At 68.8% G+C, this 10,986-nt stretch carries 10 protein-coding genes; 4 read left to right on the forward strand and 6 right to left on the reverse strand.

The genetic code is table 11. The features are described from left to right. Positions 1-260: 260 nt before the first annotated feature. The 3 genes from phbB to phaC all read right to left on the reverse strand — a co-directional run bounded on the left by phbB (position 261) and on the right by phaC (position 4,003). Positions 261-998 (reverse strand): acetoacetyl-CoA reductase, encoded by a 738-nt coding sequence (phbB, locus tag ACXJLU_RS06295; protein WP_073463871.1) that lies wholly within the window; start codon positions 996-998, stop codon positions 261-263. Positions 999-1,099: 101 nt separating this feature from the next. After that, complete coding sequence (locus ACXJLU_RS06300; RefSeq protein ID WP_457329591.1) at positions 1,100-2,278, reverse strand: acetyl-CoA C-acetyltransferase; 1,179 nt, start codon at positions 2,276-2,278, stop codon at positions 1,100-1,102. Positions 2,279-2,377: 99 nt separating this feature from the next. Then, complete coding sequence (gene phaC / locus ACXJLU_RS06305) at positions 2,378-4,003, reverse strand: class I poly(R)-hydroxyalkanoic acid synthase (RefSeq protein ID WP_457329626.1); 1,626 nt, start codon at positions 4,001-4,003, stop codon at positions 2,378-2,380. Between the two features lie 201 nt (positions 4,004-4,204). Between phaC and ACXJLU_RS06310 the strand changes: the two genes are divergently transcribed. Next, on the forward strand, positions 4,205-4,492 hold the full coding sequence (locus ACXJLU_RS06310; RefSeq protein WP_457329592.1) for a hypothetical protein: 288 nt from the start codon (positions 4,205-4,207) through the stop codon (positions 4,490-4,492). Here ACXJLU_RS06310 and pgeF read toward each other — a convergent pair. From pgeF to ACXJLU_RS06325, 3 genes are read right to left on the reverse strand one after another with little or no spacing between them, the layout of a single operon-like run. After that, positions 4,424-5,197 carry a peptidoglycan editing factor PgeF gene (pgeF, locus tag ACXJLU_RS06315; protein WP_457329593.1) on the reverse strand — a complete coding sequence of 258 codons (774 nt, stop codon included), beginning with the start codon at positions 5,195-5,197 and terminating at the stop codon, positions 4,424-4,426. The two genes, ACXJLU_RS06310 and pgeF, sit on opposite strands and share 69 nt — an antisense overlap. Further along, complete coding sequence (gene maiA, locus ACXJLU_RS06320) at positions 5,197-5,835, reverse strand: maleylacetoacetate isomerase (RefSeq protein ID WP_457329627.1); 639 nt, start codon at positions 5,833-5,835, stop codon at positions 5,197-5,199. Before maiA ends, pgeF begins: the two co-directional genes overlap by 1 nt. A 28-nt stretch (positions 5,836-5,863) precedes the next feature. Next, positions 5,864-6,571 carry a fumarylacetoacetate hydrolase family protein gene (locus ACXJLU_RS06325; RefSeq protein ID WP_457329594.1) on the reverse strand — a complete coding sequence of 236 codons (708 nt, stop codon included), beginning with the start codon at positions 6,569-6,571 and terminating at the stop codon, positions 5,864-5,866. An 80-nt stretch (positions 6,572-6,651) separates the two neighbouring features. On the opposite strand from ACXJLU_RS06325, the gene ACXJLU_RS06330 reads away from it, so the two are divergent. From ACXJLU_RS06330 to ACXJLU_RS06340, 3 genes are read left to right on the forward strand one after another with little or no spacing between them, the layout of a single operon-like run. After that, entirely contained in the window at positions 6,652-7,197 is a 546-nt protein-coding gene (locus ACXJLU_RS06330; RefSeq protein WP_073463867.1) for an NUDIX hydrolase, read from the forward strand. A gap of 60 nt (positions 7,198-7,257) precedes the next feature. After that, the gene (locus tag ACXJLU_RS06335) at positions 7,258-9,489 is read left to right on the forward strand and encodes a type I secretion system permease/ATPase (RefSeq protein ID WP_457329595.1); all 2,232 of its coding nucleotides are present in this window, start codon (positions 7,258-7,260) and stop codon (positions 9,487-9,489) included. Continuing rightward, positions 9,486-10,934, forward strand: coding sequence for an HlyD family type I secretion periplasmic adaptor subunit (locus tag ACXJLU_RS06340; protein WP_457329596.1), 1,449 nt, complete (start codon positions 9,486-9,488; stop codon positions 10,932-10,934). The genes ACXJLU_RS06335 and ACXJLU_RS06340 overlap by 4 nt, the downstream gene beginning before the upstream one ends. Positions 10,935-10,986 lie beyond the last annotated feature (52 nt).

The raw sequence follows: 10,986 nt of genomic DNA on the forward strand, positions 1-10,986 counted from the left end.
GGGCCGGGTTCCCCGCCGCCTGCGGACTGGTGAATCCGGCGGCGCGTAGCGAATGGGTGCGAATGCTAGTGAGCTTTCGCGCAGCGGGCCATATCCTCTGTCGATAGCGCCATCTGGAAAATCGATGGCCCCTGCCGAGGGGGCTCAGCGTCGTGCAAGAAAGTGCACGTGTACCTGCCGCGGAAAGAAAACAGCCCCGGCCACCAGCGTGCTGGCAACCGGGGCTGCGGGGAACAGCGGTCGGTGGAACGCGACGGGCGTCAGCCCATGTGCAGGCCGCCGTTGACCGAGAAGTCGGCACCGGTCGCGAAGCCGGATTCATCCGACGCGACCCACGACACGATCGACGCGATGTCGTCCGGCGTGCCCAAGCGCTTCACCGGGATGCCGGCGACGATCTTGTCGAGCACATCCTGGCGGATCGACTTGACCATGTCGGTCGCGATGTAGCCCGGCGACACGGTGTTGACCGTCACGCCCTTGTTGGCCACTTCCTGCGCCAGCGCCATCGTGAAGCCGTGCATGCCGGCCTTCGCGGCGGAGTAGTTGGTCTGGCCGAACTGGCCCTTCTCGCCGTTGACCGAGCTGATGTTGATGATGCGGCCCCAGCCCTTCTCGAGCATGTCGTCGATCACCTGCTTGGTGACATTGAACAGGCTCGTGAGGTTGGTCTCGATCACCGCATCCCAGTCGGCGCGGCTCATCTTGCGGAACATGCCGTCTCGCGTGATGCCGGCGTTGTTGACCAGCACGTCGATCGGGCCGAGTTCGGCCTTGGTCTTCTGGAACGCCGAGACGGTGGAGTCCCAGTCGCCGACATTGCCGACCGACGCGTGGAAGCTGTAGCCGAGCGCCTTCTGCTCGTTCAGCCATTTCGTGAAATCGCGGCTCGGGCCGCAGCCCGCGACGACGATGAAGCCGTCCTTGTGCAGGCGCTGGCACATCGTGGTGCCGATTCCGCCCATGCCGCCGGTGACGTAGGCGATCTTCTGACTCATGTTTTTCTCTCCTGAAAAGGTGTGCAGACACCCGAGCGTCGTCGCGCCCGCGTGCCGCGTCAACCGGGTTCGCCCTCAGCTCACCCTGGCTTAACCAATGTTCAACGCTCGACCGTCAAGGCAACACCCATGCCACCGCCGATGCACAGGCTGGCGATGCCCTTCTTCGCGTTGCGGCGCTGCATCTCGTGCAGCAGGGTCACCAGGATGCGGCAACCGGATGCACCGATGGGGTGCCCGATCGCGATCGCGCCGCCGTTGACGTTCACCTTGCTGACATCCCAGCCCATCTCGGTGTTGACCGCACACGCCTGGGCCGCGAAGGCTTCGTTGATCTCGAGCAGGTCGAGCTCGCCGGGCTTCCAGCCGGCGCGCTGCAGCGCCTTCTGCGAGGCCGGCACCGGGCCGATCCCCATGAAGGCCGGGTCGAGCGCCACGGTCGCGTAGCTCTTGATGCGCGCAAGCGGCGTCAGCCCGAGCTGGTCGGCCTTCTTCGCGGTCATCACGACCACGCCGGCCGCGCCGTCGTTCAGGCCTGACGCATTGCCAGCCGTCACGCCGCCGGCCTTGTCGAAGGCCGGGCGCAGGCCCGCCAGCGCTTCGGCGTTGGTCTTGCGGTTGATGAACTCGTCGGCCGCGAAGACGACCGGATCGCCCTTCTTCTGCGCGATGCTGAACGGCACGATCTCGTCGGTGAAGCGCCCGGCATCCTGCGCGGCCGCGGCCTTCTGCTGCGAGGCCAGCGCCAGCGCGTCCTGCGCCTCGCGGCTGACGCCGAACTTCTTCGCGACGTTCTCGGCGGTGATGCCCATGTGGTACTGGTTGTACACATCCCACAGGCCGTCGGTGATCATCGAGTCGACCAGCTTCCAGTCGCCCATGCGCTGGCCCTCGCGCGAGTTCGGCAGCACGTGCGGTGCGAGGCTCATGCTCTCCTGGCCGCCGGCGATCACGATCTCGGAATCGCCGTCGCGGATGGCCTGGGCCGCCAGCATCACCGCCTTCAGGCCGGAGCCGCAGACGGCGTTGATGGTCAGCGCCGGCACCGACTGCGGCAGGCCGCTCTTGATGACGGACTGGCGCGCCGGGTTCTGGCCCGAGCCGGCGGTGAGCACCTGGCCGAGGATGACCTCGTTGACCTGGTCGCCGCTGAGCTTCGCGCGCTTCAGCAGCTCGACGATGACGGCCGCGCCCAGCTCGGGCGCCGGTGTCTTGGCGAGGCTGCCACCGAACTTGCCGACGGCGGTGCGGGTGGCGGCGACGATGACGATGTCGGACATGGAGGTCTCCTGTTGACGGATGTGCGGGTGGGTGTTGAACGGAATGTGGTGCCGTGCGAGGCCGGGGTCAAGCGCGGGGCTGGACAGAAGGCGTCGACCTCAGGCTTTTTGCTTCACGTAGCGGCCGGGCGCCGGCTCGATCGGCTTGTGCCTGCGGCTGCCAGGGTTTTTCGGGGCCGGCACCTGCTCGCCGGCGTGGCCGGCCAGCCACGCGTCCCAGTCGGTCCACCAGCTGCCGGGGTGCTCGGTGGCGCTCGCGAACCAGGCGTCGGCGCTGGCCGGCTGGGGCCCCGGGGAGTGGCTGATCCAATGGCTGCGCTTCTTCTTGGCCGGCGGGTTGATGACGCCGGCGATGTGGCCGGACGCGCCCAGCACGAAGCGCGTCTTCGCCTTCTTCAGCACCTGGGTGTTCCGCCAGGCCGCGTCCCACGGCACGATGTGGTCCTCGCGCGAGCCGTACACGTAGGTCGGCGTGTCGACCTGGTTCAGGTCGAGCTTCTCGCCGCACACCGTCAGGCGGCCCGGCTTCACCAGGTTGTTCTCGAGGTAGGTGTTGCGCAGGTACCAGCAGTACATCGGCCCCGGCAGGTTGGTGCTGTCGCTGTTCCAGTACAGCAGGTCGAACGGCGGCGGCGTCTCGCCCTTCAGGTAGTTGCCGACGACGTAGTTCCACAGCAGGTCGTTCGGGCGCAGCGCGCTGAAGGTGGAGGCGAGCTCCTGCCCCTTGAGCAGCCCGCCGCCGTTCGGGCTGGCCGGGCCGAGCGTCATCTCGCGCAGCTGCACCATCGCCTCGTCGACGAACAGGTCGAGCACGCCGGTGTTGCCGAAATCGAGGAAGGTGGTCAGCAGCGTCATGCTGGCGGCGGGCTTTCGGCCACGCGCGGCCAGCACCGCGAGCGCGGTGGCGAGGATGGTGCCGCCGACGCAGAAGCCCAGCGTGTCGAGGGTCTCGGCGCCGGTGATCTCCTGCACCACGTCGATCGCCCGGATGGCGGCATCTTCGATGTAGTCGTCCCAGCCGAGGTGCGACAGGCTCGCATCGGCATTGCGCCAGCTGACGACGAACACCCGGTGGCCTTGCGCGACCGCATGGCGGATCAGCGAGTTCTCGGGCTGCAGGTCGAGGATGTAGTACTTGTTGATGCACGGCGGCACCATCAGCAGCGGCCGCTCGAACACGGTCTTCGTCAGCGGCTTGTACTCGAGCAGCTGGAACAGCTCGTTCTCGAACACCACGCTGCCTTCGGTGGTGGCGACGTTGCGGCCGACCTCGAACACGCTTTCGTCGGTCTGCGAGACGTGGCCCTGCTGCAGGTCCTGCACCAGGTGCTGCACGCCGTGCAGGATGCTCTCGCCCTGCGTCTTCAGCGCGAGCTGCAGCGCCTCGGGGTTCAGCGGCAGGTAGTTGCTGGGCGAGGCGGCCGCCACGTACTGCTGCACCGCGAAGCGGATGCGCTCGCGCGTCTTCTCGTCGCCTTGCACGCTGTCGGCCAGGCCCATCAGCGTGCGGGCGTTCAGCAGGTACAGCCGCGCGGTGAACGAGGCCATCGGGTTGTCGGCCCACGCGGGGTTGCTGAAGCGGCGATCGTTCAGCGGCGCCGGCGGCTCGGCGCCCGCACCGGCCGGCGCGGCGCCGACGCTCTGGTTCCACAGCGCGCTGGCCTGCGCCACGTAGTCGGCCTGCAGCGCGCTCAGTTGGGGCATCGGCAGGCTCAGCCCGCTCATCGACTTGAAGACCTCACCGATCGTCGCGCCGAATGCGTCCGCACTCTGGTTGGCAACCGCATTCCCGTTGGCAACCGCATCGGCCACCGCTGCTGGATTCTTCACAGGTCTCCTTGCCGGCCTCGTGCGGGCCGCTGTGGGGTCAGTTGAGTTTCGGGTCACACTCTTCGCTTCGACACCAGCCGCCCGTCGGCCTCAAAAATGTACCTCGTCGCGATTGCCTGGATGTACGTGGTTGTCATGATGGCGATCGCCGAGGCGACCAGCTCGCAAGGCACCGTGCTCGGTGCGGTCTTCACGCTGCTGCTGTACGGCGTGCTGCCACTGTCCATCGTGCTGTACCTGCTGGGCACGCCGTCGCGCCGGCATGCGCGCCGCGCGGCCGAGGCCGCCGAGATCGCCGCGGCCATCACCCCACCGTCAGCGCAGCCAGACGGCGGCGGCCATCCGGCCGGTGATGCGGTCGCGCCGGAACGAAAAGAACCGTGACGCATCATCGGCGGTGCACCATGCGCCGCCCTTGACCTGGGTCACGCCCAGACCCGCGAGGCGGCGGCGCGCCAGTTCGGACAGGTTGGCCATCCACTTGCCGGCCGCGTGGCTGCGGAACAGCGCGGGATCCGCATGCTGCGGGTCTTCGCCGAAGGCCTGCAGCACGTCGGGTCCCACCTCGAAGCGCCCAGGGCCGATGCAGGGCCCGAGCCAGGCCACCAGCTCGCCCGGTTCGCAGCCGGAGGCCTGGCACAGCGCCGCCACCGTGTTGTCGAGCACGCCGCCGGCCAGGCCGCGCCAGCCGGCATGGGCCGCACCCACCGCCTGCAGCGCCGGCGCGCCGGTCGTCGCCAGCAGCACCGGCAGGCAATCGGCCACCTGCACCGTGCAGGCCAGGCCGCGCTCGGTGGTGATCGCGGCATCGGCCTCTTCGAGTGGCGCGCCCACCGAGGCCCGCACCAGCCGCAACACCCGCGTGCCATGCACCTGCTTCATGAAGACCGGCGCCGCGCCGGTGGCGGCCGCGAAGCGGGCCCGGTTCGCGTCGACCGCCTCCAGGTCGTCGCCGACCGCGATGCCGAGGTTCAGGCTGGCCCACGGCGGCGCGCTCAGCCCGCCGCGGCGCGTGCTCATCAGCGCGCCCACATGGTCGAGTGCCCAGTCGGGGTGCAGGGCATCCTGCAGCGGGGTGGTGTTCGACATCAGGTGGCGTCCGGGCAGGCCGACGGCTGCGCGCCGCTGAACGCCTCGAGCCGCATGCATTCGTCGAACACGCGCATCACGGTCGGCACGTGGTCGAGCCGGCAGTTCAGGCGCTGCGCGTTGAAGATCTGCGGCACCAGCGTGATGTCGGCCAGCGTCGGCTTGTCGCCATGGCAGAAGCGGCCGGTCTCGGGCTGGCTCGCGAGCTGGCGCTCGACCGTCTCGAGGCCGGTCTCGCACCAATGGCGGTACCAGCGGTTCTTGTCGTCCTCGCTGACGCCCAGGTCGTGCAGCAGGTAGCGCAGCACGCGCAGGTTGTTCAGCGGGTGGATCTCGCAGGCGACGTCCATCGCCAGCGCACGCACGCGCGCCCGGCCGAGCGGGTCGGCGGGCAGCAGCGGCGGCTGGGGGTGGGTTTCGTCGAGGTACTCGATGATCGCGAGCGACTGCGACAGCAACGCGCCGTCGTCCTTCAGCACCGGCACCAGCCGCCCGGGCGACAGCGCGGCGAATTCCGGCTGCGTCTGCTCGTTCTTGACCAGGTGCACCGGCACGTAGTCGTAGGCCAGCCCCTTCAGCGCGAGCGCGACCCGCACGCGGAACGAGGCCGACGACCGGAAGTAGCTGTAGAGCTGCATGCCCGCCGTGCTGGTCATCGGGTCACCATCAGCGTGCCACCAGCCGGACCTGCAGGCTGCCGACGCCGTCGACCTGCGCGCTCAGCGTGTCGCCGGCGACCACCGCGGCCACGCCCTCGGGCGTGCCGGTGAAGATCAGGTCGCCCGGGGCCAGCTCCCACAGCCCGGAGAGCTGCTCGATGACCTCGGGAATGCTCCAGATCAGCTTGCCGATCACGCTGTGCTGGCGCACGGTGTCGTTGACCTTCAGCTCGATGCGCGTGGCGGCGCCGATGTTGCATTGCGCGGCCGGCCGCACCGGGCCGATCGGCGCCGATTCGTCGAAGCCCTTGCCGCTGCACCACGGGCGGCCCTGCTTCTTGGCCTCGCCCTGCAGGTCGCGGCGCGTCATGTCGAGCCCGACGGCATACCCATACACGTGGTCGAGCGCCTGCGCGGCCGGAATGTTGCGCCCGCCCTTGCCGATCGCCACCACCAGCTCGACCTCATGGTGCAGGTCCTTCGTGGCGCTCGGGTAGTGCATCTGCCCGGTCGTTCCCTCGGCCACCGGCAGCACCGCGTCGGCGGGCTTCATGAAGAAGAACGGCGCCTCGCGGCCGCTGTGGCCCATCTCGATCGCATGGTCGACGTAGTTCCGGCCGACGCAGTAGATGCGGCGCACCGGAAAGGTGTCGCCGGGTTGCGCGCCGACGACGGGCACGGAAGGGGTGGCCGGAACCGGCACGACGTGGCTCATGGAAAGCACTCCGCAGAGAGTCAGTGGGGGATGGCGGGATGATGCCACGAGGGCTGAAACCTCACGGCTAAACTGCCCGCATGTTCAAGGCCCGAAGCTTCAAGCATTGCAAGGCGTGCGGATCGCCGATCACCTACAGCGTGCCGCCCGACGACAACCGCGAACGCGCGACCTGCGGCGCCTGCGGTGCCATCCACTACGAGAACCCGCTGAACGTCGTCGGCACGCTGCCGGTGTGGAACGATCAGGTGCTGCTGTGCCGACGCAACATCGAGCCGCGCCACGGCTTCTGGACACTGCCGGCCGGCTTCATGGAGCTCGGCGAGACCACCGCCGCGGGCGCGCTGCGCGAGACCGATGAAGAGGCCGGCGCCCGCATCGAGATGCAGGCCTTGTTCACGCTGCTGAACGTGGTGCGTGTCGGCCAAGTGCACTTCTTCTACCGCGCCCGCCTGCTCGACACCGATTTCGCGCCCGGCCCCGAAACCATCGAGGCCCGCCTGTTCCACGAGAACGAAGTGCCGTGGGACGAGCTCGCGTTCCCGACCGTGCGGGAAACCCTGAGACGATTCTTCGAAGACCGACGCCGGGGTCAATTCGGCTTTCATATGGCCGATATCGATTGACGGCGCACCCTGTCGCCGTTCGAATAGGTCGACGCCAGACTTTCCGATACCGCGACACCGATGACCGATCCCCGTCCCCTGCCCTCCGCCGCTGCCGCCTACCCTCCCGCCGACAAGCCGGCGGAGGCCTCACCGCTGCGGATGCGCGAAGACCTGATCCATCCCGACCCGCTGCTCGACTGCCTGGTCGAGATCTGCCGGCTGAACGGCCAGGCCGCGTCGCGGGCCTCGTTGTCGGCCGGTCTGCCGCTGGGTGACAGCGGCAAGGGCAAGCTGACCATCCAGCTCACCGAGCGGGCCGCGGCACGCGCCGGCATGGCGACCAAGCTGCAGCGCCTGGCGCTGCCGCGCATCGACGCCGCCGCGCTGCCGGCCATCCTGATCCTGAAAGACAACCAGGCCTGCGTGCTGCTGCGCTTCGAAGACGGCGGCAAGGACGGCCGAGTGGCCCGCGTGCTGCTGCCCGAGACCGGCCAGGGCTCGATCGTGCTGCCGCTCGCCGACCTGCAGCAGCGCTACACCGGCGTGGTGCTGTTCGTGCGCCCGCATTTCCGCTTCGATGCCCGCACGCCCGAGGTGCGCGCGGTGCGCCAGCGCCACTGGTTCTGGGGCGCGGTGCTCGAGCAGCGCATCGTCTACCGCGACGTGCTGTGGGCCGCGCTGCTGGTCAACGTGTTCGCGCTGGTGTTTCCGCTGTTCTCGATGAACGTCTACGACCGCGTGGTGCCGAACAACGCGGTCGAGACGCTGTGGGCGTTGTCTATCGGCGTCGTGCTGATCATGTGCGGCGACCTGTTCATGCGGCTGCTGCGCAGCCACTTCGTCGACGAGGCCAGCGCGCGCATCGACGTGCAGATTTCCGCCACGCTGATGGAGAAGGTGCTCGGCATGCGGCTCGAGAACCGGCCCGAATCGGTCGGCTCGTTCGCGTCGAACCTGCGCGGCTTCGAGCAGGTGCGCGACTTCATCGCGTCGGGCACCGTCACCGCGCTGATCGACCTGCCGTTCGCGCTGCTGTTCGTCATCGTGCTGGCCTGGATCTCGCCGTGGCTCGCGGTGCCGGTGGTCACGGCCTTCCTGCTGATCCTGGTGATCGGCTACGTGCTGCAGCACCGGCTGCACGAGCTGTCGCAGACCACCTACCAGGCCTCGGCACAGCGCAACGCGACGCTGATCGAGAGCCTGACCGGCATCGAGACCATCAAGTCGCTGGGCGCCGAGAGCGTCGTGCAGGCCAAGTGGGAGCGCGCCAACGCCTTCCTCGCGGTCACCAACGTGCGCATGCGGGCGCTGTCGTCGGCGGCCAACTACGGCACCAACTGGCTGTCGCAGGGCGTCACGGTCGCGATCGTGATCGTCGGCGTGTACCTGATCAGCCAGCGCGAGCTGACGATGGGCGCGCTGGTGGCGTCGTCGATGCTCGCATCGCGCGCACTGCAGCCGGCCGGGCAGATCGTCGGGCTGCTGATGCAGTACCAGGGCGCCCGCACCGCGATGGAGTCGCTCGACAAGATCATGGAGAAGCCGGTCGAGCGGCCGCCCGGCGCGAACTTCGTGCAGCGCGCGCAGCTGCGCGGCGACATCGAGTTCCGCAACGTCAAGTTCGCCTACCCCGGCCGGCAGGATGCCGCGCTGGACGGCCTCAGCTTCAAGATCCAGGCCGGCGAGCGGGTCGCGCTGATCGGGCGGGTCGGCTCCGGCAAGTCGACCATCGAGCGGCTGATCATGGGCCTGTACCAGCCGACCGACGGCGCGGTGCTGCTCGACGGCATCGACCTGCGCCAGCTCGACCCGGCCGACGTGCGCCGCAACCTGGGCTACGTGTCGCAGGACGTGACGCTGTTCTACGGCAGCCTGCGCGACAACATCACCTTCGGGCTGCCGTATGCCGACGATTCGGCCATCGTCGCGGCGGCCGAGCTGGCCGGCATGAGCAGCTTCATCGACCGCCACCCGCGCGGCTTCGACATGACGGTCGGCGAACGCGGCGAATCGCTCTCGGGCGGGCAGCGCCAGGGCATCGGCCTGGCGCGCGCGGTGCTGCACAACGCGCCGATCCTGCTGCTCGACGAGCCGACCAGCGCGATGGATTTCTCCACCGAGGCGCAGATCACGCACAACATCGGCAACTTCGCGCAGAACAAGACGGTGGTGCTGGTGACGCACCGCACCTCGCTGCTCGCGATGGTGACGCGCGTGATCGTGATCGACGGCGGCAAGATCGTCGCCGACGGCCCGCGCGACCGGATCATGGAAGCGCTGCAGAGCGGCCGCATCGCGAGGGCCGCATGAGCGCGCGGCACGAAGGCGGCCTGAACCGCGTCCTGATCAAGATCGGCCTGGCCGTGATGTGGGTGCTGGAGCGCATCCGCCTGCTGCTCGACCCGATCACGCGGCGCCTGCTCGGCCCGGCGGTCACGCCCGACAACGCCGGCGATGCCGGTTTCCGCAGCTTCGAGGCCGAAGCCGACCAGGTGATGTCGCGCAGCGGCACCCACCATGCGCAGTCCATCGTGCGCGCGGCGTTGCTGATCGTCGTGCTGCTGATCGGCTGGGCCGCGCTGGCGCATGTCGACGAGGTGACCAAGGGCGACGGCAAGGTGATCCCGTCGCGCCAGTTGCAGGTGGTGCAGTCGCTCGATGGCGGCGTGGTCTCGGAGATCCTGGTGCGCGAAGGCCAGGTCGTCGAGGCCGGCCAGCTGCTGCTGAAGATCGACGAGACCCGCGCGACCTCGGGCGTGCGTGAGAGCAATGCCACCGGCCTCGCGCTGAAGGCCCGCCAGGCGCGGCTGCAGGCGCTGGCCGACGGCTCGGTGTTCACGCCGCCCGTGTCGGCCGACCCGGACGAGCAGCGCATCCTGCTCGGCGAGCGGCAACTCTATGAAGCCAAGCGCTCCGAGCTGGAGACGCTGCTGTCGATCAACAGCCAGCAGTTGCAGCAGCGCCAGCAGGAGCTGACCGAGATGCGCGCCCGCAAGGCCTCGGCCGACCGGGGGCTCGAGTTCGGCCAGCAGGAGCTCGCGAAGACGCGGCCGCTGCTGGCCAGCGGCGCGGTGTCGGAGGTCGACATCCTGCGGCTCGAACGCGAGGTGGCGCGCTCGCGCGGCGACTCCGAGCAGTCGGCAGCGCAGATCGCCCGGGTGCAGGCGGCCATCGGCGAGGCGCAGCGCAAGAGCCAGGAGACCGAGATCGGCTTCCGCAACGAGGCACGCAAGGAGCTGGCCGAGGTGGCCGGCAAGCTGAATGCGTTGAACGAAGGCGCGGTGGCACTGACCGACAAGGTCACGAAATCGCAGGTCAAGTCGCCGGTGCGCGGCCGGGTGCAGCGGCTGCTGGCCAACACCGTGGGCGGCGTGGTCCAGCCGGGCAAGGACATCGTCGAGATCGTGCCGCTGGACGACCAGTTGGTGCTCGAAGCGCGCATGGCGCCGAAAGACATCGCCTTCATCCGCCCTGGCCAGCAGGCCACCGTCAAGTTCACCGCCTACGATTTCTCGATCTACGGCGGCCTGGATGCTGAGGTCGAGAACATCAGCCCCGACACCATCACCGACGAGCGCGGCAACGCGTTCTACCTGGTGCGGGTGCGCACCACGCGCTCCAACTTCAGCGAGAAGATGCCCATCATCCCGGGCATGACGGCCGAGGTGAACGTGCTGACCGGCCAGAAGACCGTGCTCGCCTACGTGCTGAAGCCGGTGCTGAAGATCAAGGCGAACGCGCTGCGCGAACGCTGACAAAGGTTTCTCAAGTTTTCATCCCTCGGGTCGAAAACCCGATCAGCTGGGA

The organism is Rhizobacter sp. P5_C2 (assembly GCF_054049715.1).

Excerpts from the sequence above, each read along its gene's own strand:
- phbB (WP_073463871.1), bottom strand. The coding sequence starts at position 998 with ATGAGTCAGAAGATCGCCTACGTCACCGGCGGCATGGGCGGAATCGGC.
- ACXJLU_RS06300 (WP_457329591.1), bottom strand. The coding sequence starts at position 2,278 with ATGTCCGACATCGTCATCGTCGCCGCCACCCGCACCGCCGTCGGCAAG.
- phaC (WP_457329626.1), bottom strand. The coding sequence starts at position 4,003 with ATGAGCGGGCTGAGCCTGCCGATGCCCCAACTGAGCGCGCTGCAGGCC.
- ACXJLU_RS06310 (WP_457329592.1), top strand. The coding sequence starts at position 4,205 with ATGTACCTCGTCGCGATTGCCTGGATGTACGTGGTTGTCATGATGGCG.
- pgeF (WP_457329593.1), bottom strand. The coding sequence starts at position 5,197 with ATGTCGAACACCACCCCGCTGCAGGATGCCCTGCACCCCGACTGGGCA.
- maiA (WP_457329627.1), bottom strand. The coding sequence starts at position 5,835 with ATGCAGCTCTACAGCTACTTCCGGTCGTCGGCCTCGTTCCGCGTGCGG.
- ACXJLU_RS06325 (WP_457329594.1), bottom strand. The coding sequence starts at position 6,571 with ATGAGCCACGTCGTGCCGGTTCCGGCCACCCCTTCCGTGCCCGTCGTC.
- ACXJLU_RS06330 (WP_073463867.1), top strand. The coding sequence starts at position 6,652 with ATGTTCAAGGCCCGAAGCTTCAAGCATTGCAAGGCGTGCGGATCGCCG.
- ACXJLU_RS06335 (WP_457329595.1), top strand. The coding sequence starts at position 7,258 with ATGACCGATCCCCGTCCCCTGCCCTCCGCCGCTGCCGCCTACCCTCCC.
- ACXJLU_RS06340 (WP_457329596.1), top strand. The coding sequence starts at position 9,486 with ATGAGCGCGCGGCACGAAGGCGGCCTGAACCGCGTCCTGATCAAGATC.